This is a genomic window from Parablautia muri, assembly GCF_009917485.1.
Lineage (GTDB): Bacteria > Bacillota > Clostridia > Lachnospirales > Lachnospiraceae > Suilimivivens > Suilimivivens muri.
The window spans coordinates 45444-72219 of the sequence record NZ_QZDT01000003.1; the positions used below are offsets into that span (position 1 = coordinate 45444).

25 protein-coding genes are annotated in these 26776 nt (G+C 44.1%); all 25 read right to left on the reverse strand.

Annotated features, from left to right (window positions below):
• Positions 1 to 8: 8 nt before the first annotated feature.
• The 25 genes from purD to xseB all read right to left on the reverse strand — a co-directional run bounded on the left by purD (position 9) and on the right by xseB (position 26710).
• A complete protein-coding gene (gene purD / locus D5281_RS03390) occupies positions 9 to 1280 on the reverse strand; it encodes a phosphoribosylamine--glycine ligase (RefSeq protein WP_160558748.1) in 1272 nt (423 codons plus the stop codon).
• Positions 1281 to 1293: 13 nt separating this feature from the next.
• Entirely contained in the window at positions 1294 to 1899 is a 606-nt protein-coding gene (gene purN / locus D5281_RS03395) for a phosphoribosylglycinamide formyltransferase (protein WP_160558749.1), read from the reverse strand.
• Positions 1893 to 2918: a phosphoribosylformylglycinamidine cyclo-ligase gene (gene purM, locus D5281_RS03400; RefSeq protein ID WP_160558750.1), complete on the reverse strand. Its 1026-nt coding sequence runs from the start codon at positions 2916 to 2918 to the stop codon at positions 1893 to 1895. The genes purN and purM overlap by 7 nt, the downstream gene beginning before the upstream one ends.
• 19 nt (positions 2919 to 2937) lie before the next feature.
• Complete coding sequence (gene purE, locus D5281_RS03405; protein ID WP_160558751.1) at positions 2938 to 3450, reverse strand: 5-(carboxyamino)imidazole ribonucleotide mutase; 513 nt, start codon at positions 3448 to 3450, stop codon at positions 2938 to 2940.
• Between the two features lie 131 nt (positions 3451 to 3581).
• Complete coding sequence (locus tag D5281_RS03410; RefSeq protein WP_160558855.1) at positions 3582 to 5636, reverse strand: aminopeptidase; 2055 nt, start codon at positions 5634 to 5636, stop codon at positions 3582 to 3584.
• Complete coding sequence (locus tag D5281_RS03415; RefSeq protein WP_160558752.1) at positions 5636 to 5959, reverse strand: DUF6142 family protein; 324 nt, start codon at positions 5957 to 5959, stop codon at positions 5636 to 5638. Before D5281_RS03415 ends, D5281_RS03410 begins: the two co-directional genes overlap by 1 nt.
• 62 nt (positions 5960 to 6021) lie before the next feature.
• The gene (locus D5281_RS25390; RefSeq protein ID WP_277935147.1) at positions 6022 to 6174 is read right to left on the reverse strand and encodes a hypothetical protein; all 153 of its coding nucleotides are present in this window, start codon (positions 6172 to 6174) and stop codon (positions 6022 to 6024) included.
• A gap of 39 nt (positions 6175 to 6213) precedes the next feature.
• Positions 6214 to 6888: an orotate phosphoribosyltransferase gene (gene pyrE, locus D5281_RS03420; RefSeq protein WP_160558753.1), complete on the reverse strand. Its 675-nt coding sequence runs from the start codon at positions 6886 to 6888 to the stop codon at positions 6214 to 6216.
• 389 nt (positions 6889 to 7277) lie between these two features.
• Entirely contained in the window at positions 7278 to 9509 is a 2232-nt protein-coding gene (recD2, locus tag D5281_RS03425) for an SF1B family DNA helicase RecD2 (RefSeq protein WP_160558754.1), read from the reverse strand.
• Positions 9510 to 9531: 22 nt separating this feature from the next.
• Positions 9532 to 10119, reverse strand: a complete 588-nt coding sequence (locus D5281_RS03430; RefSeq protein ID WP_160558755.1) for an HD domain-containing protein — start codon at positions 10117 to 10119, stop codon at positions 9532 to 9534.
• A gap of 30 nt (positions 10120 to 10149) precedes the next feature.
• Positions 10150 to 11106, reverse strand: coding sequence for a uroporphyrinogen decarboxylase family protein (locus D5281_RS03435; RefSeq protein WP_160558756.1), 957 nt, complete (start codon positions 11104 to 11106; stop codon positions 10150 to 10152).
• A gap of 44 nt (positions 11107 to 11150) precedes the next feature.
• Positions 11151 to 12137: a YARHG domain-containing protein gene (locus D5281_RS26460; RefSeq protein WP_160558757.1), complete on the reverse strand. Its 987-nt coding sequence runs from the start codon at positions 12135 to 12137 to the stop codon at positions 11151 to 11153.
• 305 nt (positions 12138 to 12442) lie between these two features.
• A complete protein-coding gene (locus tag D5281_RS03445) occupies positions 12443 to 13399 on the reverse strand; it encodes a PepSY domain-containing protein (protein ID WP_160558758.1) in 957 nt (318 codons plus the stop codon).
• A gap of 75 nt (positions 13400 to 13474) precedes the next feature.
• Positions 13475 to 14875, reverse strand: coding sequence for a sensor histidine kinase (locus tag D5281_RS03450; protein ID WP_330584792.1), 1401 nt, complete (start codon positions 14873 to 14875; stop codon positions 13475 to 13477).
• Positions 14872 to 15546: a response regulator transcription factor gene (locus D5281_RS03455; protein ID WP_160558759.1), complete on the reverse strand. Its 675-nt coding sequence runs from the start codon at positions 15544 to 15546 to the stop codon at positions 14872 to 14874. Before D5281_RS03455 ends, D5281_RS03450 begins: the two co-directional genes overlap by 4 nt.
• 106 nt (positions 15547 to 15652) lie before the next feature.
• Positions 15653 to 16558, reverse strand: a complete 906-nt coding sequence (locus D5281_RS03460; protein WP_160558760.1) for a LysR family transcriptional regulator — start codon at positions 16556 to 16558, stop codon at positions 15653 to 15655.
• Between the two features lie 82 nt (positions 16559 to 16640).
• Positions 16641 to 17609 (reverse strand): aldo/keto reductase, encoded by a 969-nt coding sequence (locus D5281_RS03465; RefSeq protein WP_160558761.1) that lies wholly within the window; start codon positions 17607 to 17609, stop codon positions 16641 to 16643.
• A 223-nt stretch (positions 17610 to 17832) separates the two neighbouring features.
• The gene (spoIVB, locus tag D5281_RS03470; RefSeq protein ID WP_277935148.1) at positions 17833 to 19155 is read right to left on the reverse strand and encodes a SpoIVB peptidase; all 1323 of its coding nucleotides are present in this window, start codon (positions 19153 to 19155) and stop codon (positions 17833 to 17835) included.
• 348 nt (positions 19156 to 19503) lie between these two features.
• On the reverse strand, positions 19504 to 21189 hold the full coding sequence (gene recN / locus D5281_RS03475) for a DNA repair protein RecN (protein WP_160558762.1): 1686 nt from the start codon (positions 21187 to 21189) through the stop codon (positions 19504 to 19506).
• Positions 21190 to 21296: 107 nt separating this feature from the next.
• Positions 21297 to 21749 carry an arginine repressor gene (argR, locus tag D5281_RS03480; protein ID WP_160558858.1) on the reverse strand — a complete coding sequence of 151 codons (453 nt, stop codon included), beginning with the start codon at positions 21747 to 21749 and terminating at the stop codon, positions 21297 to 21299.
• Positions 21750 to 21956: 207 nt separating this feature from the next.
• Complete coding sequence (locus D5281_RS03485; protein ID WP_160558763.1) at positions 21957 to 22811, reverse strand: NAD(+)/NADH kinase; 855 nt, start codon at positions 22809 to 22811, stop codon at positions 21957 to 21959.
• 30 nt (positions 22812 to 22841) lie between these two features.
• Positions 22842 to 23669, reverse strand: a complete 828-nt coding sequence (locus D5281_RS03490; protein WP_160558764.1) for a TlyA family RNA methyltransferase — start codon at positions 23667 to 23669, stop codon at positions 22842 to 22844.
• A complete protein-coding gene (gene dxs / locus D5281_RS03495; RefSeq protein ID WP_160558765.1) occupies positions 23666 to 25531 on the reverse strand; it encodes a 1-deoxy-D-xylulose-5-phosphate synthase in 1866 nt (621 codons plus the stop codon). Before dxs ends, D5281_RS03490 begins: the two co-directional genes overlap by 4 nt.
• 41 nt (positions 25532 to 25572) lie before the next feature.
• Positions 25573 to 26502, reverse strand: coding sequence for a polyprenyl synthetase family protein (locus tag D5281_RS03500; RefSeq protein WP_160558766.1), 930 nt, complete (start codon positions 26500 to 26502; stop codon positions 25573 to 25575).
• Positions 26492 to 26710 carry an exodeoxyribonuclease VII small subunit gene (xseB, locus tag D5281_RS03505; RefSeq protein WP_160558767.1) on the reverse strand — a complete coding sequence of 73 codons (219 nt, stop codon included), beginning with the start codon at positions 26708 to 26710 and terminating at the stop codon, positions 26492 to 26494. The genes D5281_RS03500 and xseB overlap by 11 nt, the downstream gene beginning before the upstream one ends.
• Positions 26711 to 26776 lie beyond the last annotated feature (66 nt).

Consider the following 26776-nt stretch of genomic DNA (forward strand, 5'->3'; position numbering starts at 1 on the left):
ATTTGTTTTTATGACTCGTCTATTGCCTTTCCAATATCATAACGCATATATTTATTTTCAAAGCTTACCCACTTTGCAGCAGCATAAGCATTTGCTCTGGCTTCCTTCAGATCCTTTCCTTTCGCCGTAATTCCTAAAACTCTGCCTCCACTCGTGACAATACCCATCTCACTTTCCTTTGTACCGGCATGGAAGCAAAAATAAGAATCCTGTCCGTCAAATCGTTCCAGCCCATTAATCACAAAACCTTTTTCATACGCAGCCGGATATCCTTTCGAAGCCAAAACCACACAGACCGCTGCATTGTCCTCGAATTGCAGGTCGATTTCATCCAGCTTTCCGTCTATACATGCCTCCATTACCTGAATAATATCATTTTTCATTCTCGGCAATACCACCTGGGTTTCCGGATCCCCAAATCTTGCATTATACTCTAAAACTCTCGGTCCCTTTTCCGTCAACATCAGTCCGAAAAAGATGACACCCTTGAATTCCCTCCCCTCACAGGCCAATGCGTCCACGGTAGGCTGGTATATATATTTCCTGCAAAACGCATCTATTTCTTCCGTATAAAACGGGCTGGGAGAGAAGGTTCCCATTCCTCCCGTATTAAGTCCTGTATCTCCATCCCCTGCCCGCTTATGGTCCTGTGCGGAGGTCATGGTCTTAATTGTCTTACCATCTACAAAGGACAACACCGATACTTCTCTGCCTGTCAAAAATTCCTCAATTACCAGGCGGTTTCCTGCGCTGCCAAACTGCTTATCTAACATGATAGCCTTAACGCCGTCCTTCGCTTCCTGTAAATCCTGGCAAATCAAAACGCCTTTTCCAAGGGCCAGCCCATCCGCCTTTAAAACAATCGGAAAGCTTGCACGCTCCAAATATTCGCACGCTTTTTCGGCTGAATCAAAGGTTTCATATTCCGCTGTAGGTATATGATACTTTTTCATAAGTTCTTTCGAAAAAGCTTTACTCCCCTCTATAATCGCCGCATTTTTTCTGGGGCCAAAAACACGTAAGCCTTCCTTTTCAAGCACATCTGTCAGCCCTCCAACCAAAGGGTCATCCGGAGCCACAATGACAAGATCTATCTCCTTTTCTTTCGCAAAGGCTGCTATTTTATCAAACTCCATAACGCCAATCGGAACACACTGGGCAATCTGCCCAATCCCAGCATTCCCAGGCGCACAATATAACTGCTCCACTCTTTCACTTTTACTGACACTGACAGCAATCGCATGTTCTCTGCCGCCACCGCCCACGATTAAAACTTTCAACCGATGACTCCTTTCATAAGTATTCAAATTTTTGTTCCATTGCAATTGCATCCACAGCCTTCGGCAGTATAACCCATTCCGCCTGTTCCATCACTCTGCGCTGCAGACTTTCCGGGGTATCTTCCACCAAAACCTCTACCGCCTTTTGCATGATAATTTCACCGGTATCCGTTCCTTCATCTACAAAATGCACGGTAGCGCCTGTCACCTTCACGCCCCTCTCAAGAGCGGCCTCATGGACCTTAAGTCCATAATACCCTGTTCCACAGAAGGATGGAATCAGGGATGGATGTATATTAATAATACGGTTTCGATACAGCTGAATCAACTCTTGGGGCAAAATCACAAGAAATCCCGCCAAAACAATTAAATCCGGTTTCAGTTCATCCAATTTATCAATCAGTGCCTGGTTAAAATCATCCCGTTTCTCAAAGTCTTTCGGTGAAATGCAAAAAGACGGAATTCCTGCATCCTCTGCTCTTTTCATTGCATAAGCGCAGGGATTATTACTAATAACACCTGTAATATCCGTATTTCTTATGTTGCCATTCTTTACTCCGTCTATCAGTGCCTGAAGATTTGTCCCGCCGCCTGAAACACATACTACAACCTTTAGCATATGGTTACTCCTTTTTCTCCGGCCTGCATTTTGCCTACCACATAAGCCTTCTCCCCTGCTGCCTCAATTGCTTTTACTGCCCCTTCCACATCTCCGGGATCAAGGGCAATCACCATGCCAAGTCCCATATTGTAGGTATTATACATTATCTGTTCATCAATGCTGCCCTTTTTTTGCAGCAGTCCAAAGATAGCCGGTATGGGATAGCTGTCCTTTTCTATGAAAGCCCTAACGCCTTCCGGAAGCATTCTGGGAATATTTTCATAAAATCCACCACCGGTAATATGACTGCACCCTTTGATGGTAATGCCTGCATCCTTTATGCTCTTTAAGGCCTTCACATAAATTTTAGTGGGCGTTATCAGCGCTTCCCCTAAGGTCATACCTATTACCTCATAATAAGTCTCAAGGCTTTCCTTTGTCATCTCAAAAACCTGCCGGATCAGGGAAAAACCGTTGCTGTGTACACCGGAGGATGCAATTCCAACAAGCACATCTCCAGGCTTAATATCAGCTCCTGTAATCAGCTCCTTTTCATCCGCCAGGCCCACTGCAAAGCCTGCAAGGTCATATTCCTCCTTAGGCATAAGTCCCGGATGTTCCGCCGTTTCGCCGCCAATCAAAGCCGCCCCTGCCATTTTACACCCCTTTGCAACTCCTTTTACAATAGAAGCTATTTTCTCCGGATAATTTCTGCCGCATGCAATGTAATCCAGAAAGAATAAGGGTTCACCGCCTGCGCAGGCAATGTCATTTACACACATTGCAACACAGTCAATGCCCACCGTATCATGCTTATCCATCAGAAATGCCAGTTTCAATTTAGTCCCCACGCCGTCCGTACCGGAAACCAAGGTAGGTTTTTCCATATCTTTTATGGAGGAGAGGGAGAAGGCTCCTGAGAAGCCGCCAAGGCCGCCTAATACCTCCGGCCTTGTAGTTTCCTTTACATATTCTTTCATTAACTCTACGCTGCGATAGCCTGCTTCAATATCTACTCCGGCTTTTTTATAATCCATCCTTTACCTCATTTCTGTGTCATACACACCCTTCGTAATTTTCATATCCCAACTGCTGCAGCCTCTCATCCTTTTTTTGGACGCTTTCCTTTAAATTCTGGCTGTAAGCTTTTAATTTATCGAATAATTCTTTGTCAGAGACTGCCAGTATTTTTGCTGCCAAAAGGCCCGCATTGGCGCCTCCATTGATCGCAACCGTAGCCACCGGTATTCCTGAAGGCATCTGGACGATTGAATAAAGAGAATCTCTCCCTCCCAGTGATGTAGTGTGCATGGGGATTCCTATTACGGGCATAGGAAAAATTGCCGCACACATACCAGGTAAATGTGCCGCCATACCTGCCCCAGCAATCATCACCTTAAATCCCTTCTCCTCCGCACTCTTAGCATATTCGAAAAAAACGTCCGGTTCCCTGTGTGCGGAAATAATTCTCATTTCAAAGGAAATGCCAAGCTCTGTAAGAACATCGGCCGCCTTTCGCATAACCGGCATATCTGAGTCGCTTCCCATAACAATTCCTACCTGTGCCATAACAATTACCTCCTGTATTCTGTCCACATTGTTATATAACAATAATACTATAAATACCTTTACTTGCGCAACCATATTCTGCCACAAAACACAGCCCCCTGGATAATTCAGGGTATTTTCCCTATGTTTACTTAAATATGCGCAAGAGGTATGTTGAGTTCTTCACAGCCAGCCAGTACAAATCTTCCTTCTTCAATGATTGGAATGACTTCTTCCTCTTTTGTTACTACGCTGACTTCGCCCAATTCATCGTAGGGAATGGTGATGTCAGTGTGGCAGTTAAAGTAGGCATTGCCTGCTTCTTCTTTTCTTTTTAAGGAATATTCGTTATCTCTGGCAATCATTTCTTTGCCATCCGGGTTATAAACAGCCACCTCCTCTGCATGGGAATAGCAAGTATCCCCTAAGGCGAAATGAGGGCCTGTTTTTTCTGCTATCAGAATGGGGAGCTTATCTTCTATTTTGTATTTTCTTGCTACTGCAAAGGCTGTGGTGTTCGTGCCGATTGCGAATTCTCCAAGGGGCAGGCTCTCATGATGATAGAGCACGTTGTCTTTTACATATTTGCGGTTTTGCTCCGGAGAATCAAAATTCTCGCAGGTGTAGTCTCTTACCATTCCGTCTTTTAAAGTCACTGCGATATTTTTATATTCCAGTCCGTTTAGATACACACGGCTTACATGCAGCACGCCTTCCGTTCCTGCCAGAACCGGAGAAGTGAAAACCTCTCCTACGGGAATGTTTACGTCCGCCACACAGTTTTCAAAATTGGTCTGTTTTTCCGGATTTTCCAGGTTATGCAGCATCACCTTCAGATTCGTCTTATTTCCGTTCATTCCTTTGACCAGTACGTATTTTCCTTTGTCAAGGGTGTCTATTATAGTTTGCTGCATCCGCTGGTAAAGCTTATAGTCAAGGGTGTTAATCCTGATTACCTGGTCAAAAATTTCTGCAAAATTTTCTCCGATTTCCGGTACCGGAAATGCAATTATGGTAAAACTTCTCTCCTCGCCCTTAATATACTGATTTTGAATCTCTCCTGCCGCTGACATATACTCTACCGTCAGCTTTTGCTGGGCCTGTGATAAATGCAGTGCCTGAGGCTTTTCCTTGAGCGCAGGAGGAGTTTCCCCGAAAATCTCTACCACCGCCGGGCCGCCGAACACTGCCGCCTGTTCCTTATAGGTTTCAAAACTCTCCTTCATAGCTTCTAAACGTACCTGGACCAGCTTTTTATCCAGCACAAGTCCCTGGTCATCCTTATGGTCAAAATCAAATTGTTTGTTGGGGATTGCGCCATAGTAGCCGTTCCGGTTCATGCTTTTTCCCTGTAAGATACTCGTGTAAGCACGATATATGGTAGGGGTAAGGCCCATCTTTTTAAAATTCTCCACCGCTTTTTTTATCATGGGCTCAAATCCCAGGCAGTAGCGAATGTTTACCGTTTTCTTTTTGGTCATATCCTTGTTTCCCATAAGAAAGCCAATTCGGTACCCTTCCGTATAAGTATCCGCCATTTTCTGTAAGGTTTCCTCCGGAAGCGCCTTTAGGTGCCGGAAGGTTTGAATCTCACTCTCCGTAATATACTCTCCGAAATAATAAAGATATCTTTCGTCCGTTAAATTCCCCTCAATAATGCGCAGTGCAAAGTCTGACTCCACATCTAACATATCTTTCAGCTTTTCCTTCGTTGCCTGCCTGGTGTAATCACTGACATACCAGTAAGCAATTTCCTTTAGCACCTCATGAGCCGGTAATGTTCCGCTCTCCTCCCAAGCGCAGCAAAAAGAGCCGTACAGTTCCAAAAACAGCTCCATGCCCCTGACCATATTTTCTAATCTTTGCTCGAATACATAGGGAATCAAACTGCGCATTTCCGCATACAAAAAGGAAAGAACGCTTCCATATTCCCTGCCAAATACCTCTGCGCTATATGCCGGATTTCCATAACTGCTTTCATAATTTTCCGGAAGAATATCTTCATAAAGCGCTTTATTTCTTCTTCTTAGCTCCTCTAAGGGACACTCCTTAAGCCTTCCTTCCTCCACAAAGAACCAGTTTTCGCAAATCATCTCCAAAAACTGCGCCACCTTCACAAAATATACCTGATACTCCGGCTGTAAGCGCTTTTCCTTCTTAAGCTCCTCTATTCGTTCCTTTGCAAGTAAAAATCTTTCTTTCACCATCACTCTACATACGCTCCTGCATATAAAATTAAACTTAACATGCCAAATGCCAGAGCATTTACAAAAATCCCCAGCACAGTAAACAACTTATATTTTTCCTTTTCTATGGTAGACCAGACGCCCAGCCCCATTCCCACAACCATAAAAACCACTGCTAAAAGCGCTGCCGCCGTATGTCGTTCGGAGGTTCCCCCGCCATTTAAATAAGACTGATAGACGGCAATTCCCAGTGTTGCACTGGCAAGGATGCCCAAAATAGTTGACATAATTCCTGCCTTGGTGTGCTCCTTATTTGTAAAAATAAATCCCTTCGACTTTAACATAACAAAATCTCTTTCCTATGTCAGAAAAAGGGCATTCTCTCTTAAGAAAAATGCCCCTTCTTTTAAAATAAAATCTTTGACTTGCCGGCAATCAGCTTTGAACCGCCTATAATCGCCAATGTGCCGCACACAATACCTGTTACCAAAATTACCACGCCTACGGCAATACACATTGCCCCAGCCCCGTTCATGGTCTTATATACCTTTTCTTCCATGTCGCTTCCCCTTTCCGCATTTATTTTCCAGTCGTTTATTTATCTTGCACCATACTGTTCATAGTATGCGTCAATCGCTTCTTTTAACTTATCATCAATGTAAATCTGTCCCTTGTAGGGCTTATTATGAAGATATTCTATAACCTCCTGCATATTGACAATTGCGTTGGTATCAAAACCGTACTTTTCTTTTATCTCTAAAAGAGCGCTCTTATCGCTCTGTCCTTTTTCCATACGGTTTAGGGAAACCATAAGTCCCTTAAGCTCCACCTGGGCCTGTGCTTTGATAATCGGATAAGTTTCTTCTATGGATTTACCTGAAGTCGTTACATCCTCAATGATAACCACCCTGTCTCCATCCTTTAACTTGCTGCCAAGTAAGATACCGGTATCTCCGTGATCCTTTACTTCCTTCCTGTTTGAGCAGTATCTGACTTCTTTTCCATACAACCTGCTGATCGCCATGGTGGTTGCCACGCTTAAGGGAATCCCCTTGTAGGCAGGCCCAAAAAGCACATCAAAATCAAGCCCGTAACAATCATGGATCGCCTTGGCATAATACTCTCCGAGCTTTTCAAGCTGCGCTCCTGTCACATACCCGCCTGCATTCATAAAAAAGGGAGATTTCCTTCCGCTCTTTAATGTAAATTCACCAAATTTAAGTACCTGACAGTCTATCATAAATTCGATAAACTCTTTTTTGTAGCTTTCCATGTGTATATCCTCCGTTCTACCGGCTAAAGGTATAAAGCTTTTGACTTCTTTTCCGGATCAGCTGCTTTTTGATATGCTGCAAATCTGTAAATTTATCAATCAGTTTATTATAACAACAAAAGAATTGCGTGTAAAGTGTCAATCCCTTTCAAGGCTATTTCCTGTAACAGTTCAGTTACTTTTCACAGGCCAGTCAATAAACAGCTTGGAAAAAATAAATATTCCAAAAGGAACCCTTGGAAAAACGGCACGCATTTATGCGTGTGTGCTTAGGTGAGGTTCTTTCGAACCTAGCGTCTGCTACGTTTTTACAGAGCGAAAGCGTGGTGACGCCTAAATATTTGTTTTTTCCAAGCGTCCTCTGTCCAACATGTGAAACATAACACAATTCATCCTTCGGCCGAACTGTTACTATTTCCTTCCAGTCTCTCTCTTAGCAGGGTATTTCGCTTAGTGACAGTTACATTTCGCAGTCCGTAGGCCAATGCCTTTTTTGTGCCCACAATCACCAGTATCTTTTTTGCCCGGGTAATACCGGTGTAAAGGAGATTGCGTTGCAACATACAAAAGTGTGTCATCAATACCGGCATCACTACAATAGGGTACTCCGAACCCTGCGCCTTGTGAATGGTGGTCGCGTAGGCGTGAAACAGCTCGTCCAGCTCTGATGCTTCGTAAGTGATGCTTCGGTTATCAAAGTTTACGGTCAGCATTCTCTCCTGCATATCCACCGATTCCACAAAGCCGATATCCCCGTTGAAGACTTCCTTCTCATAATTATTTTTCACCTGCATCACCTTATCCCCCAGCTTAAATACAAAGCCGCTGCGGCGAAGTCCGTCCCTTTCCTGGTTTAAAGCCTCCTGCAAAACCAAATTTAAATTGATGGCCCCTGCCACGCCTCTTTGCATGGGGGTAAGTACCTGTATGGAGGAAGATGGGATTTTATAATAGCCTGGCAGTTTATTTTTTACCAATGACACAATTTCTAAAACGGCATCCTCCGGCTGCTCTCTCTCCAGAAAAAAGAAATCCGTATTTTTTCCATTGGAGATATCCGGCATTTTACCCGCATTCATTCTGTGGGCATTCATGATAATCCGGCTCTCCTTTGCCTGCCTAAAGATTCTCTTAAGACGCACCACCGGAAAGGAACCTGCATCAATGATATCCCGCAGCACATTTCCTGCGCCCACAGATGGCAGCTGGTCAATATCTCCAATGAAAACAAGGCGCATATTGGTGGGAACCGCCTTTAAAAGGGCGTTCATAAGCACAATGTCAATCATAGAACATTCATCCACAATCAATACGTCTCCCTCAAGAGGATTTTCTTCATTTTTTTGGTACCCTTCCGGGGGCTTGCACTCTAACAGGCGGTGGATGGTTTTGGCCTCCAATCCCGTAGCTTCTGTCATTCGCTTAGCTGCCCGCCCTGTGGGGGCTGCCAAAAGTATTTTTAGTCCATACATACGGAAAGCGGCTATGATGCCCTTGGTGGTGGTGGTTTTCCCTGTTCCCGGCCCGCCGGTTAACACCATCACTTTGGAAAAAGCAGCCTGCCTGATGGCATTTGCCTGGATTTCATCATATTCCATATGCACATGCTGCTCAATCCTTGATACGTCCACAGACAGATTTTCGTTTCCGCTTTCCCTTCTTGCTTTCATCAGCTGTACCCAAAGCCGATCCTCTGCTGGCTGAGCCATAAGCTTTAACAGCTTATTCGCTGTGCCAAGCTCTGCAAAATAAAAAGGCGGCAGATAAATCGCTTCCTCTGGCAGTTCCTTCCTTTCCTTCTCTGCCGGTACCGCTTTCACCTCCCGTATCAAATCTTCATCCTTTATCATCTGGTCTAATGTCATAACCACAAAGGATTCCTCCGCCTCCAAAAGCTCTGAAGCCTTGAAAATGAGCTGCTCCTTTCTGGCATAAACATGCCCTTCATCTGCCAGTTCACTTAAGGTATACATAATACCACTGCGCAACCGCACAAAGGATTCCTTTGAAAATCCCAGCTTTTCGGCAATGGTATCTGCTGTCTTAAAACCGATTCCCCAAATATCATCCGCCAGCTTATAGGGATTCTCCTTCATCCTGTTGATGCTTTCGTTTCCATACTGCCTGTATATTTTGGCAGCGAAGGCTGTGCTCACCCCATGCTCCTGCAAAAAGAGCATAATGTTTTTTACCTCCTTCTGCCGCTCCCAGCTTGCCGCAATCATTTCAATCCGCTTGTTTCCAATCCCCGGCACCTCAATTAAAAGCCCAATATTGTCCTCAATCACTGCAAAGGTATCTGTGCCGAATCTTTGTACGATTCTTTTTGCAAATTTAGGGCCCACGCCTTTAATCAGACCGCTCCCAAGGTACTTTTCCATACCATAGACAGTTGCAGGCAGGGTCTCCTCCCAGCTTATCACGTTAAACTGTCTGCCATATTTAGCATCTACTTTCCAGCTCCCCTCCATTAAGAGGACACTTCCTACATTCACCTCCAGCAGATTCCCCACAACCGTTACCAAATCTTCGTACCCCTTCACACGGGTTTTCAATACCGTATATCCGTTTTCAGGATTTTGATATGTAATTCTCTCCACAACGCAACGGATTTTCATCATAAGTTCTTCTCCCCACAGTCCCTTATGGCCTGAAAGTGTCTTTTTCCACTACTTCATAGATGTCCCTGCCTGTTTTTTCTTCGAAGTGCTTTCGCAGGCTTAAATTTTTATCCCACTTTTTTTGAGGATAAGCGCCGTATCTGCGTTTTACATCTCCCATTCTTTCTTCCATATTTAACACACCTTCCGCTCCTGCCAAAGAATCGCAAAGCTGGATAAGTCTGTCATATTCATCCATGGAAACTGCTGCAAGCGCATCCCGAATCATTTTCAGTTCTTCTTCCGTCACATCAAACCTTCCGATATATTCGTCAAGCGCATGGGTGTTAAAGGAATGGGTCAGGCAAATTTTAGCCGCCTCATCATATCCCAAAGTCATCATGTAAGAATAGCCATCCGATACATGCCCCAGATGCCGTGCTCCAAATTTTCTCCCAATGTCATGTAAAAGTCCCACGATATATGCTTTATCTGCATCTAAGTCATCACATCCTTGGGCAATTTTTTCCGCACAGTGAGCCGCCGTACGGCTGTGATTCCCCCAGGGCCCCGGGTTGCATGCTTCCGCCTCTCTTAATAATTCTTCCGCTTTTTCTCTTGTGGGCAGCATAAAATTATCTTCTCCTTTGCCAGCTTTTTTCTATGATCTGGCTGCTTCTACCACAGCCCTGATTCTTGCATAATCAATTTCAGTAGGAACCGTACAGTCCGCTCCTAAAATAAATCCCTTCTTACCGTAAGTGTGGATGATTTCTCTGGCGGCCGCCTGTAATTCTTCTATCGTCCCATCCACCAGCACGCCGCTTCTATTGGCAAGGCCTCCCATGATGGTAATCCCCGGAAATAATTGACGGCCTTCTTCCAAACTGAAGTCAGTTTCATATACGCCCCAGTTCACTACGTCCGCCAAATCATGATATCCCTCATAACGCTTCATATTCAGGCCATTTTTGCACATATGCAAAAAGTTCACTCCCCCGGCTTCCTTCGAAGCCTTCAGAATCTGCCGGTCAAAGGGTTCGATACATTCTTGAAATTCTTCATCTGTAAAATAACGCATTTCCCCTCCCAGCGCCGCGTAATAAATACCCTCAAGACCAAGCTCCTTATATTTTACAGCCAGCTGGCACATGCCATCGGCAATCCTTTTAAAAGCTTCCACCACCAGAGCTTTGTTTTCACGGATATGGGTGCAAAACAGCTGTCTTACCTTTTCATATCCATATCTGGCTTCTATCGGATGAATGGCGCTGGCACACACGCCATGAAGGGTTCCAAGTGCAAATGCATCCGCATCCGCCTGTTCCATAATCCTTTTTACCAGCTCAATCTGCCGCTGCATAAAATTATCCTTAAGAGAATAAACAGGAATTTTCTTCCAATCCGCCGGTGCTTTAATTTCTCCCACATCCGGAACCAGATTTTCGTTCATAATCTTAATGATATCAGTGTCTGTCTCCTGAAAAAATATCAGATGAGACTTTACCCCATCCTCTCCTTCAGCCCTGTCTTTTGCAAAGTGAAGGCTGAATCCGGTTGGAACATGGTCTACCTCTTTTCCCTGAATCGCTCTCCATACCCGTTCTTTTTTCGTCATAAATTTACCTCCTCCTTGGTAAACAGCATATGCTTCAATATGCTCTAATACACATCTAATTCCGCTAATATTTCAAGATTTGCCTTTTCATATTCATTCAATACGCTGTCTTTAAAGTCTTTACTTTCGCAAGTTGGACTGTACCAGATACATCCCATAAAATAATAAAATAAGTCTTCGTCCTTAAATATATAGCCGTGTCTGGCATATATTTCATTTTTGGCTAAATGGATCACCAGTGCCGGCTCATTTTCAAATTCCTCTTTTGTGTAATACCTCTGATCCGTCTCAAACAATGGTTCGGTTAAATTGGTAATGTCTCTTACTTCTCTGACATTTTCCCAATAATTCGTTATTTCCGGATAATAAGCGCTGGCCAAATAGTATTGACTGCGTCCATTGATGGCATTCATTATTTCTTCTTCCGTCCAGGAAGAATCATAAGCCGGATAAGCCTCATCCTCCTTATCTTTGTCAGGTTCTTCTTTGCTCCTAACCAGCTCATAAGCGCCATTTATGCCATAATCACTGCCGCCCTTTGCCTCTTTATAGTCCAATACTTCCACATATATGCTGTCACTTAAAAATTGAAGGTGCAGCGTACCGCTGTTTCCCCATTCATCATCGGAATACGCAAAATATAACTCTGCCTGGTCTATCTTCCCTTTGATATCACAGACCGTGGCAAATCGCCCCATTCTTTCCTGCTGTACATAAAACGTTCCTGCAAATTGATTGTCCTTTGTAACCGTGCAGGATAACTCCGCACCGCCTTCTGATAAAATCTGCTCATGGGTTTTCCCCTGGCAGGACCAGAAGCCACTGTATTCCTCAAAGCGCACAGTCTCAGCCTGATTCTCTATACCGGAATTGTCTGTATCCTGTTCTTTTTCCGTGGCTGCTTTCTCACTCTCTTGTAAAGTTTCCGTTATAGCAGTACTTTGTTTCTGATTTTCGCCGCCTGCAGTACAGCCGCAAAAACCGGCTGACACCATTGCCAGTAAAACCAATGCAATTCTTTTCTTTTCCACCCTTATCCCCCATGTCGCCAATCATATCGTGTTTATTATAACACATCTAAACCAAATTTGTTCACTTTGTTACAATCGGCATAGTTTTATAGAAACAATCAGGTTACTCTTCACGGGTCAGGAATGCGCATTTACTGCGCATTCCGTGAGAACGTGATTCAGGTGTGAGGGGCGATTTTTGCGAAGCAAAACTTGGAATATCGCCCCAAATGTTACTATGAGCGGCTCCCAGGCCGTGAATCGTAACACAATAAGCATTGTTGCTTTTCGGAAGATCAACCGGAAACAAACTTAGCACAGCTTATTTAATCATAATCCACATCATACTCAATAATATTTCCGGAAACTGCATCAATTGTATAACCATACTCTGCTCTTTCGAAATAAAATTCAATTTCATATTCCACACTGCCATCATCATTTTCCAGCTTTGCTTTTGCAAACCGGACATCTGATTCCTTCAAATTTGCATGATTTAGTGCAATCTCCTTTGCACGATCCACTCCGATATAATTATCGTCTGCGTTTGCGGAACCATCTGCTGCGTGCGTCTGACGCAGAAATGCCTCAACGCTCTTTTCAACCACCGTTCCATCGGAAGCATTGATTTTATAATCGTACTCTGCATCAGCGGTATAGAATTCAATATCGTACACCTGCATTCCGCGCTCATGATCAAGCTCTGTCTTTTTAAATGTAACATTTGCTTCAGCCAGGCCTGCATCTGTAAGTGCTGCTGCTTTCGCCTCCTCCAAAGACTTTCCCTGTGACTGTGCTCCAGTATTTCCTTCTGCGGAAGGCGATGCTCCTACAGCCCTCTGTGATTGCGCAGAAGCATCTCCATCTTCCAAAGACCTCTGCTCAGTAGTTTCTTGTGGCGGCACAGAGCGTTCCTCATCCGCGGCAGACTGCTTGCTTGTTCCCTGCTGCAGTTCCTGCCCATAGACATCGTTATTTGCTCCACCTTCCATATCTCTTGCGATAATATCTCCATCTTTAGCCTGAATCTGATATTCATACGCTACACCATTGCTGTAAAAATCAACTTCATACTGAAAACGTCCGTCCTCAAACTCAAGTCTCGTGCGCAGAGCTGACGCCTCAGTTTCACTTAATCCGGCATCCCTCAGCGCAGCCTCCTTGGCATCTTCCTTGCTAATCAGAGTGCTTTTGACTGCTGTTATACTTATGGCTCCAAGAACGGCCACCACGCAAACCACGAAAATAATTGCTTTCTTCGGCGAACTGAATATTTTTTTCATACCATTTATCCTCACTTTCTTTCTTCTAAAAATAATATACGAAAGAAAGATTAAAGAAAGATTAGAACCAAAAAATTATATGGGAAACTTTATCGTAAATCTGCTTCCTTCTCCCAGCACAGAAATTACCTCCACGGTTCCACCGTGATATTTTGCGATATCCTTCACCATAGCCAGTCCAAGGCCTGTGCCCTCGCTGAACCGGGCAGTATCCACACGGTAGAAGCGCTCAAAAATCTTTTCCTGCTGCTCATCGGAAATCCCGATTCCGTTATCCTCAACAGCCAGCAAAATGCCGCTCTCACGCTTTAGACGGACAGAAATCCTGCCGTTCTGTTTTCCATATCGATAGCCATTGCTTATAAGGTTCGTAATCATTCTTGTGAGTAGCATAGCATTTCCCACCAGAATTATATTCGGTTCAATCTCCCAGTCAAGCACAATATTCCTGCTTTGCAAAAGCGCCATATCCACACAGATGTCCTCGACCAGTGTGCTGAAATGAACTGCCTCTTTAGGATAACTATCCTTATTCTGCTCAAGGCGTGCAAAGCAAAGCATATCCTCAATCAATTTCGACATTTTTCTTCCCTGCCGCCAGATCACCTTCAAAGCATCCTCATATTCCTTTGGCGTTCTCGTATTCTCCAATGTATATTCACACTGGGCCATGATCACAGACATAGGCGTTCTGAGTTCGTGGGAAGCATCTGAGGTAAATTGCTGTTCTGTTTTGAATGCTTTATCCAAACGGCCGATCATGTTGTCCAACACATCTGCCAGCTGGTGCAGCTCATCCGTTCCACTGCCCAGATGAATACGCTTATCTAAATCCTGTCCCTGGCTAATCTGGGCGGCTGCCCGGGTGATTTGGTGTACCGGTCTTAATGTCCTTCCTGCAATCCAGTAGCCGCCTATAACAGCCACAACAAAAAGCCCGGGAAGCGCAATCATGGAAAGTCGTACAAGCCACTGAAGCTGCCGGGTTCCCTGATTCTGAGAGACCATTCCTCTCAGCCAAAGCCCGTCAATTCCATAACCGGAGAGCAGACGGTCGTATACATAGTAAGCGTTCCTGTCCCATGTTATTTTCCGGACTATGCCATCCGAAAAAGGTATTTCCACATCTGACCTGGCAGAGGGGCTTTCCCCATATAACAGCTTTCCTGTTTCCTCATAAAGAGAAGAATAAATTCCGTTGACCTGATCCAGAAAATCATCATCAATCTCCAGATATCCGTCCAGATATTCAATATACTGGTCCCCGTGAAGTTCCTTCCTTTCATTTTTTTCCTGATAGAACTCAATTTCATCCACATTCGATTCCACGATTTCCACCAGATCATCCTGTATATTTTTCTGGGTCACCGAATTGCTCACCCAAAAAATTATGCCGAACGTCACAACCACAATAAACGCCATAATGCCTGAAAACCAGGCGGTTATTTTTACCCTAATGGATAGATTCTTTTTCACACTTTTTCCTTTATCATATACCCTCTGCCCCTTACCGTATGGATGAGTTTATCCTGACAGTTCCCATCAATCTTTTTTCGGAGATAGCTGATATAAACGTCCACAACATTCGTTCCGCCCTCGTATTCAAAATTCCAGATATGATCTTCAATCTTTTCTCTTGAGAGCACAATCCCTTTGTTTAACATAAGATATTCCAAAAGATTATACTCTTTTACGGAAAGAGTAATTTCATTTTCTCCTCTTTTTACAGTATGGGAGACTGTATCCAGCATTAAATCTCCAACCTGGAGCATATTGACAGATATATCGAATCTTTTTCTTGTCATTACCCGGATGCGCGCTGCAAGTTCCTCAAAAGAAAAGGGTTTGGTCAGATAATCATCGGCTCCGCTGTCAAGTCCCCTTACCCGCTCAGCAACAGAATCCTTTGCAGTCAAAAACAGCACAGGCACAGATTTTCCTGTATTCCTCATATGGCGCAGAACCCCGTACCCGTCAAGCTCCGGCATCATGATATCCAGAATCACAACATCATAGTCGACCGTTTCCAGAAAATCTATGGCCTCGCTGCCACTGTAGCAGCTATCCACACAGTAGCCGTCCGAGGTAAGTTTCCGGGTAATAATCCGATTTAAGTCAGCTTCGTCTTCAGCTAATAAAATGCGCATAATGATTTGCTCCTTTTCCCAAAGTCAGTGTTTTTAACGCTTCATTCTATTTCCGCGGCCGGAAGTTAGTTTGTACTAACTACATTTTAAATCAATACTGACAACATCAAATATTCAGATTTGATGACTTACTCATGTTCAAAAGAGATTTGATGTGCGAGATAAATTTTGTTACCGCCAGACCAAAGGGCTGACTATGCTTCCACGCAAGCACGCTGGTCGAACCCAGTCCCGGATAAAGGGGACGGTATGTAAGCCTTGCCTGATCCCAAAACAGCATCAGCCCTTCGATCACCAAAGCATAGGCCAGTCCCCCATATACCATGATTGCTGCATTAGAACTTAGGTTACTGGTAAATGGCACATGAAGCTTCTCATAATAATCACCAAACCAGCTGGCAAGTTCCCCCTGTACCCGCATCCGGCGCGGAAGGATAAGCGGTAATTCTTCCAAGTCCTCTGCCGTAATAAATTCTTTCTCCGCTAATGGATCATCCGGCCGCATAAGGACAACCCATCTTTCTTTTTGATTCAGACGGATAAAGTCATATTTTTCCATATCCACCGGCTCAAGAAGCAGTCCGATATCAACTAATCCCTTATCCATTTGTTCTTTTACATGATCAGCAGTGGCCGTGTAAATGTCAAAGGTAACACGCGGGTATTTTTGACGGAAGGATGCAAACAAATCCGGAAGCAGCTCAACGGACGCAATTTCACCGCAACCTATCGTTATTTTTCCCTCCACCTGTTCTTCCTGCTGGACCAGTTCTCTCTCTGTCTTATCAACAAGCTGTAGTATTTCTTCTGCCCTGCGGCGAAGCAAAAGCCCTTCACTTGTCAATGTGATTTTTCTGGCCCCTCTGTGAAACAGCTTAACTCCTGTCTCCTCCTCCATCTGGGATAGCTGGCGGCTCAAGGTAGGCTGTGTAATATGAAGAATTTCTGCTGCTTTTGTAATACTTTCCTCCCTCACTACGGTCAGAAAATACCGGAGAACTCTTAGTTCCATAATTCCTCCTGCGTATTCATGTTTGATATGATATAGTATATCAAATCCATGCTTCATAAGCAACCGTTCTTACTTCTCTTTATCAGCCTCGGCTCATACCCACAATATCCATATGGGACAATGCTTCCTCTATCTCTGACATTTCGCTTTCTGTCAGTTCCACTGTCACTGCTTCAAAATTCTCTTTCACGCGGTCCCTTTTGGTTGTTCCCGGTATCGGAACCAGATACGGTTTTTTCGTAATCTCCCAGGCAAGCGCAATCTGTGCCGGTGTAGCCTGCTTTCTTTCCGCAAATTCCGTAATCAAATCCATCAGGGCACGATTATGATCAATTCCTTCTTTCTGAAACAGGTTCATATCCGCCCGCCAGTCGCCTTCACGATATTTTGTTCCGGCAGCATAGCGGTTGCTGAGATAACCTTTCGCAAGAGGGCAGGCTGACACATAGGTAATTCCAAGTTCTTCACAGAGCGGGAAGTATGTTCCCTCATCCTGCCTTGCCACAAAGGAATACATGTTTTCAATTGCGGAAATTTTACATACGCTGTGCGCCCTTCGAATATATTCTTCTGGTGCAAAAGAAACGCCCCATGCCCGGATTTTTCCGGCCTTTATCAGCTCTGCCATTGTTTGTGCCACTTCCTCCGGCTCTGTCTTTGGGTCAATGCGATGCTGGTAGTATAAGTCAATATAATCCGTCCCAAGCCTTTTTAAAGATGCGTCCACCTGCTGCCGTATGGAATCACGACTGCTGTTCAAAGCATCCTCATTTCCTGTGAAGAAAGATTCATCCACAATGCCAAATTTTGTAGCAATCACTACCTCCTTACGGAAAGGAGCAACCGCCTTTCCAAGATACCGTTCATTTGCTTCCCCGTAAATTGGCGCCGTATCGAAAAAGGTATATCCTACCTCATGGGCATACCGCATGAGAGATATCATATCCTTTTCTGCCTCCACCACACCATACGAGTGTGTCTGTCCCATGCATCCATATCCGATTGCTGTTATCGTCATATCTGTCTGTCCAAGCTTTCTTGTTTTTTCCATATGTAACCACCTTTCTCATCATAAAATTCTACGTGTATGATAGCTTTCACACACGTCTTTCTATACTCATGTATAGTATGTTTCTTTTTTCCATCTTCCTCAACACCATTTTCACGCACAGTGGTGTTTACGCCACACTTTTTGCAAAAATGTGGCGTAACTTAAGCTGATGCATCCGGTTTTCTTGTATGAGCATACTCACTTGGTTTGCTCTTTGTGGGAATCAATGTACCAGCATTTCCTCAATAAAAATTCCATATCCTTTGGTAGGGTCCTGAACCAGAACATGTGTAACTGCCCCGACTAATTTGTCATCCTGAATAATCGGGCTTCCACTCATTCCCTGCACAATTCCGCCTGTTACCGTAAGCAAATCAGGATCTGTAATTTTGAGAACAATTCCACGATTGATATTGTCATTCTCCAGATTAATATCTGTTATCTCCACATCATAAACTCTGGTGCCATTTCCAAGAGAGCAGATAATTTGCGCCGGTCCTTTTTTTATCTCCTGCTTCAATCCCAAGGGAAGATAATCATAGGTATCATCATCTGCAATCTCCGGAATACAGACGCCAAAAATTCCCCGAGCAGTATTGTCTGTAATATCACCCATAACGTTACTATCGTCATATTCGATATAACCCGTCAATTCTCCCGGAGATCCGCTGGCCCCTCTGGTAATACCAATGATTTCCGTATGGTAAAGTGTTCCGGCTTTTAGCGTCATCAAAGTGCTGGTATCCACATCATTGATACCATGCCCTAAAGCTCCAAAGCATCCGTTTTCATCAATATAGGTCATGGTGCCAACACCTTGTGCATTGTCCCTGACCCAGATTCCCATCTTATATTCACCATTTTGATTTAATTCAGGGCGAGCTTTTACATCAAGCAACATGTCCCCCCGCTGCACCTTAAATACCAGCTCCTGTCCTTCACTGTACTTAATTTTTTCAATCAGCTCTTTCTTGCTTTCGACCTCATCATCATTAATCTCTAATATATAGTCTCCCACCTGAAAAACATGCTTTCCCGGATTAACGCTTTGGCCTCCTTCTCCTTCAAATTCTCCAATCCCTACCACCAAAACGCCCTGGGTTTTCACGTAGATGCCTATGGGGATTCCGGAAGGCTTTAGCTGAATGTCCTGAATGACTTCAACATCAACCTCTTTTAATGGTATAATGCCAAACAGTTTAAGTTGAAGCTTATATTGGTCAATCTGATTTGCCTTTAAGGTAACAGGACGTCCCAAATCAATATGAAGGCTGCCGCCCTCCCGGACTTTATTCGTGCTGGCAGTTCCGCTTACCTCCACCGCTTCTTTATAGAGCTCGCCGCTGGCAGGTACCTTAAAATTCAGTTCCTGATCCATCCCAACTTTAAGCATAATCGTAGAGGGAACGCTAAGCCACATAAAATAATATATGGACAGCATCACGGACAACACACCAACGATTAACATGACATATAAAATTTTTTTGTAAATCCAAATCCTGCTGTTCTCTGCTTCTTTTAAACTTCCAGCTAAATGTGTATTCAAGTCTTCACATCCTTTATCTCAAAATAAAGCGCTGTAACAGTTCAGATAAGCCAAACTGTTACAGAGTACCTGCTTCTTTATAAACAGGCCTTTGAAAAATGTCAGCCCCCTTCGCGGGCTGCCGAATTGTAACAAATGCCGCCGCGCTCTGCGAGCCGGCTTATTGTAATAAAAAAAGACATACAGCCTTGTATGCCTTTTTTAGTATGTGAAAAACTCAAAATTTTACTTTATATTTTTAATTTTTTTACTTCCAAATGTTACTATCTGAAAAATTCGCTTTCAAACTTTCCAACATGCCGCTTGCGGCACAAGCATTGTGTGGAGAATGAGCGCCAGGTATTCTTTTCACACTTCCTTCACTTTCCGCGCCGTCTCCTGCATTTCACGGGCATTGCTTAAAACCGCTTCCGTCAGCTTTCCGCTCCCTAAAAGTCTCGCCAGCTCACCCAGACTTTCATCTGCCGTAATTTCCCGTATGCTTGTAACAGTTCGGTCTTTTATAATATTTTTTTCAATCATAAAATGAGTGTCTGCCATAGCGGCAATCTGCGCCAAATGTGTAATGCAGATAATCTGATGGTTCCTTGAAAGTCTTCCCAATTTTTCCGAAACTTTCCAGGCCGTTTTCCCGCTGATTCCCGTATCAATTTCATCAAAAACCAAGGTATCCGTTTCATCCTTATCCGCAAATACCGTTTTAAAGGCAAGCATAATGCGGGAGAGCTCGCCTCCGCTGGCAATCTGCCATAAGGGACGCAACGCCTCTCCGGGGTTCGTTGATATCAAAAATTCTACCCTGTCATAACCATCTGCCGAAAAGTCCTCGTTCTGCTCCTCTACCGATATGGTAAATTCCACATCCAGGAAATTTAAATCAATCATAGCGGCTTTTAGCTTTTTGGTAAGTGGACCGGCTGCTTTTTTTCTTAATTTTGAAATCTCCTCACATAAAGCAAGAATCTCCAGCTTTTGCTTATCTATTTTTTCCCGAAGCACACTCATATATGCCTCGTAATTGTTTAACTTATCAAGCGCCTGCTGCTTTGCCTCCTGCACCTTCAAAATGGATGCGATTGTATCTCCATATTTATCCTTCAAATGGTTCAGCGTATTAAGCCGCTCCTCCAATTGCACAAACTCTTCCTCGTCAAATTCAAGGCTGTCCTCATACTGCGCCATGGCGCGGTTAAAGTCATTGAGCAAATCATCAATATCCGTAAGCTGTCCAATCAAAGGAACAATATCTTCATCAAAATCATTTAAGGTTTTGATTTCTCTGAGCGCATGACCCACTACAAGTCCTGCACTTCCTTCATTTTCATACCCGGTAAGACCGTGAACTGCATAGACCGTTTCCTTCATTCTTTTTGCATTTACCAGCTTGCGGTATCTTTTCTCTACCTGTTCGTCCTCCTCCGGATTTAATGCGGCATCTTCAATTTCTTCAATCTCAAAAGTAAGAAGCTTTGCTTCTCTTATCCGCACCGCTTCGTCAGAATTTTGGTTTTCCAGTTCTTCCTCATATTTCCTATATTCCGCCAGTTTGTCTTTCAAATCGGCTTTCATTTTAACCACTTTTTCGCCAATGTAATCGTCCAGCAGTTTTTTATACGCAGCAGGTTTTAGCAATGACTGATGCTCATGCTGGCCATACATATCCAAAAGGCACCCTGCCAGATTTTTTAATTGTCCTGCACTGATACTTTCCCCATTAGCCCGGCAGATACTGCGTCCTGCCGTAATTTTTCTCTGTAAAATCAATGTACCATCATTTTCAAGAGGTAAGTCCATTTCCCTCACTCTCTCCCTCTGCTGGTCATTTAAAGAAAAAATCAACTCCACCAGCGCATACTCGGCGCCAGTGCGGATATAATCTTTTCCTGCTTTAGCCCCTAATGCCAGGTTAATAGAGCCTATCAAAACAGACTTACCTGCACCGGTTTCACCGGTCAAGATATTCATCCCTTCCGTAAAGGTTATCTCCTGTTCGTCAATCAGCGCCAGATTTTTCACATGTAAACTTTCAAGCATACATTTCCTCCTTACGCCCCTTCTCTCAAGCGCATGGCCGGTTACCCGTTACAGTTCAGTCAGAAACCCTGCATCGTGCTGCAAAGTCCATAAGAACCTGTCAACGTTTACTCCTCAAGCACATTACGGATTTTATCCATAACTGCCTGTGTATCTTCAGCAGTCCGGACTGCCATCATAATGGTGTCGTCCCCTGCAATGGAACCTACAATCTCCTTAAGCTTCATGGCATCTATCGCAGCAGCCACTGCCATAGCCATACCGGATACGGTTTTCACCACAAGTATATTCTGGGCCATATCCATGGATAAAAACCCATCCTTCAAAACCCGTATGTATTTATCGCTTAGATAATGGTCACTGTGAACCAATATGGTATATTTCTGCCTGCCATCCCCCATGGGAACCTTGGAAAGCTTAAGCTCTCTGATATCTCTTGACACGGTAGCCTGGGTCACAGTATATCCTGCCTCCTTCAGCCGGTCCGCCAACTCCTCCTGGGTTTCGATTTCAAACTGCTCCACCAGCTCTTTTATCTTCTGATGTCTGTTTTTCTTCATAACCGCCTCTCCATATATTTTTATCTTTACAATCACTGAAAGCCAGACGAGAATGCCTGTTTTCTCCACGCTAACCTCCATGATTCCGCTTTGTGGAATCTCAAATCGGTGCGGAGAATGCCTGTATTTTAGGCATTCTCCTGTGTGAGATTTAGTACTTCTCCACGAAACAGCCCCTGCTGTGAGTGGCTGGAAGTACTTCTCACACTAATCACCCATTTTTCTGTGTAATACTTCTAAAAAGCTCACCTGGCTTAATTTTACTATACCAGTCGTCTTGTTGGATTCCTGAATTTCTATTCTATCCCCTGTGCGCAGCGTAACCTTGTGGCATCCGTCAAATATAGCTTCCACCTCCTGCGCTTCTCCACTGTTGGCGCTTTCTATCTCCACCACCACCGTATCCTCTGGCGACAAAACCATACTACGGCTTTGCATGGAATGGGAGCAGATTGGCGAGAGCAAAATCAATCTTGCCTTAGGCTCCACAATCGGCCCGCCTGCTGATAGGCTATAACCCGTTGAACCGGTAGGCGTTGATACAATCATACCGTCCGCATGATACCTATGTAAAAACTGTCCGTTCACATAAACATTGTAATGAATAATCTGCAGAGATCCCTTTCTGGTAATGACGATATCGTTAAGCGCTCTTGCCTTATCCTTTATCCCCTGCTCTCCATAGCTTTTCCCGAAAAGCATCATCCGCTTTTCAATTTCATACTGATTTTGAATTAACTTTTCTAAGGCATCCTCCACATCTGTCCTGTTCACCTCTGCTAAAAAGCCCAATGTTCCAAAATTAATTCCCAAAAAAGGAATATCTCTGCCGGCGAGATCTACAGCCGCCTGCAGCAAGGTCCCATCTCCTCCAAGTACAATCATGCAGTCCACATCTTCGCTTACCTGCTCCTTGTAGGTGTATCCCTCATGCCCCGGCTTGGCCGTACCGATATCAATCATACAGGTCTTTCCATGGCTTACAAGATAATCCCTGATAGAATAGGCCGTCTTATGGCCCGCATCCTTTGTGGGATTGGTTATCACATAAAAATGCTCCATACCAGTCTCCATCATCTATATTGATAGCTTTCAGCACAAATCTGCATGCGCCTTCAAAACAGTTTCCTTGATATCTAATTTCATATCCGCAGCGTTTGCGCTTATGGTTTCTTTCTGATTTTCAATCTTTTTTTGTAAATAAATAAGATACTCTATGTTTCCCTCCGGTCCCTTAATAGGTGAATAATCCAGATTCAAAATAGTAAAACCGATAGATTCCGCGAAATCCACAATCTTTTCTATCACTTCTTCATGGATTTCCGGCTCCCGGACTACTCCTTTTTTCCCAACCTTATCACGTCCTGCCTCAAACTGCGGCTTAATCAGGCAGACTATCTGCCCCATATCTTTTAAAAGCGCTTTAGCCGGAGGCAGTATTTTCGTCAAGGAAATAAAAGAAACATCTATAGAAGCAAAATCCGGCTGCTCCGGAATATCATCAGGTGTCATATACCTGAAATTTGTCTTTTCCATGCAGATGACTCTCTCATCGTTTCTGAGCTTCCAATCAAGCTGTCCATGGCCCACATCCACGGAATAAACCCTCATGGCTCCATTTTGGAGCATACAATCAGTAAACCCCCCTGTGGAAGCGCCGATATCCATGCAAACCTTTCCATCTAAGGCAATTCCAAACTTCATTGCCGCCTTTTCCAGCTTAAGTCCGCCTCTGCTGACATACTTTAAAGCACTTCCCCTCACTTCTATATGTACCTTGTCCGGATCAAAGAAAGCGCCTGCCTTATCCTCCCTTTGTCCGTCCACAAATACATTTCCTGACATAATAATCGCCTTCGCCTTTTCCCTTGACAGGGCATGTCCTTCCCTTACAAGCAATACATCAAGCCGCTCCTTCATCTGGCATTTTCCATTTCTTTTCTAATTCTATCCACAATTGAATCAGCATCCATGCCAATTTCCTGCATCAACTGTTCCACGCTGCCATGTTCCACATATCTGTCAGGCACTGCAATCTGCAAAACCTTCCCATCTGACTTAAAACCATCTACCGCGTCCCTGACCTTTTCGCCGTAACCGCCGCTTGCAACATTTTCTTCCATCGTAACAATCAGCTTATGATTTCGGACCGCCCACTCTACCGCCTCTAAATCAATAGGCTTAGCAAATCTGGCGTTTATAATACTGCATTTATATCCGGCTTCATTAAGCAGTTGTTTTACCTGCTCCGCCACCTTGACCATACTTCCTAAGGCCATCAGGCAAACCTCTCCCTCTGCATAAAGAAGCTCCGATTTTCCCATTTCAATGGGCGCACGGTATTCCTTAAGCCCGGCATAAGCTTCTCCTCTGGGATAGCGGATTGCAATAGGCGCTCCAAAGGAAATAGCAAATTTCATCATATCTGAAAGCTCCCATTTATTTTTAGGCGCCATAATACACATATCGGGAATACTGGATAAGTAAGATAAATCAAATACACCCTGATGGGTTTCCCCATCGCTGCCCACTAATCCTGCACGGTCAATGGCGAACACCACAGGCAGCTTTTGCATACATACATCGTGCAAAATCTGGTCATAAGCCCGCTGTAAAAAAGAAGAATAAATTGCCACCACCGGCTTTAATCCTCCCGCCGCTAATCCTGCTGCAAAAGTCACTGCATGTTCTTCCGCAATTCCCACATCAAACAAACGCTCCGGATACATATTCCGAAACCGCTTTAAACCGGTTCCGTCTAACATAGCTGCCGTGATGGCAACCACCTTTTCATCCCTTGCCCCTAACTTGGTCATAACTGTAGAAAAAATATCCGTATAGTTTGCCGTAGTTCTCGGCTTTGCAGGTAATCCTGTCTCAATATCAAAGGGTTCTGCTCCATGGAACCTTGCCGGATGGCGCTCTGCGGGGGCAAAGCCCTTTCCCTTTTGGGTAATCACATGAACCATCACCGCATTTCTTGTCCTTTTCGCCTCCTGGAGTACCCGCAGCATAGCCGGAATATTATGACCGTCCACAGGCCCCAAATACGTAATTCCCATATCCTCAAAAAGCATTCCCGGAACCACCAGCTGCTTAAAGCTGCTCTTTGCCTTGCGAATGCCTTTTACTACCTTTTCCCCTCTGGGCATTTCCTTCAGGGTATTGTATATTCCTTCCTTTATATTCAAATAAGCGTCCGCTGTCCTGACATTGTTTAAATATTTGGACATGCCGCCTACATTTTCCGAAATTGACATATTATTGTCGTTGAGCACAATAATAAAGTTGGTTTCCAGTTTCGCTGCATTGTTTAAGGCTTCATAGGCCATTCCCCCTGTAAGGGAACCGTCCCCAATGACAGAAACCACTGTATTCGTGCCTCCCTGTATATCCCGCGCTTTCACAAGCCCTAAACCTGCCGAGATAGATGTAGAACTGTGTCCCGTATCAAAGCAGTCACACTCACTTTCTTTTCTCTTAGGGAAACCGCTCATTCCCCCGAATTTCCGCAGATTATCAAAGCCGTCCTTTCTCCCTGTAAGGAGCTTATGCGTATAGGACTGATGCCCCACGTCCCAAATCAACTTATCCTCCGGGAGATTTAAGGAAAGATGAAGGGCCATCGTCAGCTCCACAGCTCCTAAATTAGACCCCAAGTGCCCGCCGGTATGGGATAATTTTTCAATCAGGAAATCACGTATTTCCTGTGCAAGTTCCTGATAATCGGATGGATTGATATCCTGAATGTCATTAACACCTTTAATTTGATTAAGCAGCATTTTTTTACCTTCTTTTCTTATGTTCTGTTATGGCAGACTTATTATTTTTCTCTGGTAATAAGCTCCGTTACAAGTTGTTCAAGAAATGGATTTCTATAAAGTTTATTCCCGGAAATTTCGTTTTGATTTTCAAAAGAACGGAGAATGTCAAGCGCTTCCTCCGATAAACGGCTTACCTCTTTCTTGGCCTCCTCTAATCCATAAAGGGATACATAGGTCAGCTTGTGATTCTTTTCATCACTGCCAATAGGCTTACCCAGTACATCTTCGCTGCCAGTTACATCTAATATATCATCCTGCACCTGAAAGGCAATTCCTATATTGTAAGCTGCTTTTTCCACAGCCTTAACTGCCTCTGTCTCAGCGCCTGCCAAAATAGCTCCTATCATCATGGCTGCCTGAATCAGGGCAGCTGTCTTGTTTTCATGGATAAAGAAAAGAAGCTCCTTGCTGACCCTGCCATCTGACTCCGCCTCTATATCCGCTGCCTGTCCCCCAATCATACCGTAAATACCAGCTTTTTTCCCAAGAACCTTAAGCGCCAAAGCCACGCGCTTTATGGTCTTTGTATCATCGGCAAAATCAAAGGCCGATGCTGCGCTTTCAAAGGCCAAATTTAAAAGCCCATCCCCTGCCAGCACTGCCATGCCGTCTCCATAAACATTCCAGGTAGTTTTACGTCCTCTGCGGTATTTGTCATTGTCCATAGCCGGGAGATCATCATGCACTAAAGAATAATTGTGTATCATTTCCAGCGCCGCCATAAAAGGCTCCACCACTGCTCCCTCTCCTCCAAATAAAAGAAAGCTTTCCTTCATCAGAATCGGGCGCAGCCTCTTTCCCCCGGCCATTACGCTATAATTCATTGCTTCCAGCACCTTCTTTTGAAAGCCCTTTTCCTCTGGCAAATATCTTTTCAACACATCCTCTGCATGCCTTGTTTTCTCATCCAGCTGTTGCTTAAAATTCATAAGTTTTTCCATCCTCATTTAGCACCAGTACCTTTTTTTCCACCTGGTCTATAGCTTGATTACATTTTTTCAAAAGCTCCATGCCGCTTTTGTAAATTTGAAAGGATTCTTCTAATGAGATATCCTCCTGCTCCAAGGTTAAGACAGCTTCCTCCAGCTTCTCAAACGCTTCTTCAAGCTTTAATTCTTTTTCGTCCTGCTCCGGCATATTTTCCTCATTTCTGCAAAGTAAAACTTGTTTACCTTTACTTTATTGTACATAACGAACTTGTGG

Coding starts and splice junctions, on each gene's coding strand:
- D5281_RS03485 (WP_160558763.1), bottom strand. CDS start 22,811: ATGGAGCATTTTTATGTGATAACCAATCCCACAAAGGATGCGGGCCAT.
- D5281_RS03435 (WP_160558756.1), bottom strand. CDS start 11,106: ATGACGAAAAAAGAACGGGTATGGAGAGCGATTCAGGGAAAAGAGGTA.
- purM (WP_160558750.1), bottom strand. CDS start 2,918: ATGGATTATAAAAAAGCCGGAGTAGATATTGAAGCAGGCTATCGCAGC.
- D5281_RS03430 (WP_160558755.1), bottom strand. CDS start 10,119: ATGCTGCCCACAAGAGAAAAAGCGGAAGAATTATTAAGAGAGGCGGAA.
- pyrE (WP_160558753.1), bottom strand. CDS start 6,888: ATGGAAAGCTACAAAAAAGAGTTTATCGAATTTATGATAGACTGTCAG.
- argR (WP_160558858.1), bottom strand. CDS start 21,749: ATGAAGAAAAACAGACATCAGAAGATAAAAGAGCTGGTGGAGCAGTTT.
- D5281_RS03465 (WP_160558761.1), bottom strand. CDS start 17,609: ATGGAAAAAACAAGAAAGCTTGGACAGACAGATATGACGATAACAGCA.
- D5281_RS03415 (WP_160558752.1), bottom strand. CDS start 5,959: ATGTTAAAGTCGAAGGGATTTATTTTTACAAATAAGGAGCACACCAAG.
- dxs (WP_160558765.1), bottom strand. CDS start 25,531: ATGCTGCTTAATCAAATTAAAGGTGTTAATGACATTCAGGATATCAAT.
- D5281_RS03410 (WP_160558855.1), bottom strand. CDS start 5,636: ATGGTGAAAGAAAGATTTTTACTTGCAAAGGAACGAATAGAGGAGCTT.
- D5281_RS03460 (WP_160558760.1), bottom strand. CDS start 16,558: ATGGAACTAAGAGTTCTCCGGTATTTTCTGACCGTAGTGAGGGAGGAA.
- xseB (WP_160558767.1), bottom strand. CDS start 26,710: ATGCCGGAGCAGGACGAAAAAGAATTAAAGCTTGAAGAAGCGTTTGAG.
- purE (WP_160558751.1), bottom strand. CDS start 3,450: ATGGCACAGGTAGGAATTGTTATGGGAAGCGACTCAGATATGCCGGTT.
- purN (WP_160558749.1), bottom strand. CDS start 1,899: ATGCTAAAGGTTGTAGTATGTGTTTCAGGCGGCGGGACAAATCTTCAG.
- recD2 (WP_160558754.1), bottom strand. CDS start 9,509: ATGATGAAAATCCGTTGCGTTGTGGAGAGAATTACATATCAAAATCCT.
- D5281_RS25390 (WP_277935147.1), bottom strand. CDS start 6,174: ATGGAAGAAAAGGTATATAAGACCATGAACGGGGCTGGGGCAATGTGT.
- recN (WP_160558762.1), bottom strand. CDS start 21,189: ATGCTTGAAAGTTTACATGTGAAAAATCTGGCGCTGATTGACGAACAG.
- D5281_RS03490 (WP_160558764.1), bottom strand. CDS start 23,669: ATGAAGGAGCGGCTTGATGTATTGCTTGTAAGGGAAGGACATGCCCTG.
- D5281_RS03445 (WP_160558758.1), bottom strand. CDS start 13,399: ATGAAAAAAATATTCAGTTCGCCGAAGAAAGCAATTATTTTCGTGGTT.
- D5281_RS03500 (WP_160558766.1), bottom strand. CDS start 26,502: ATGAATTTTAAGCAACAGCTGGATGAGAAAACAAGGCATGCAGAGGAT.
- D5281_RS03455 (WP_160558759.1), bottom strand. CDS start 15,546: ATGCGCATTTTATTAGCTGAAGACGAAGCTGACTTAAATCGGATTATT.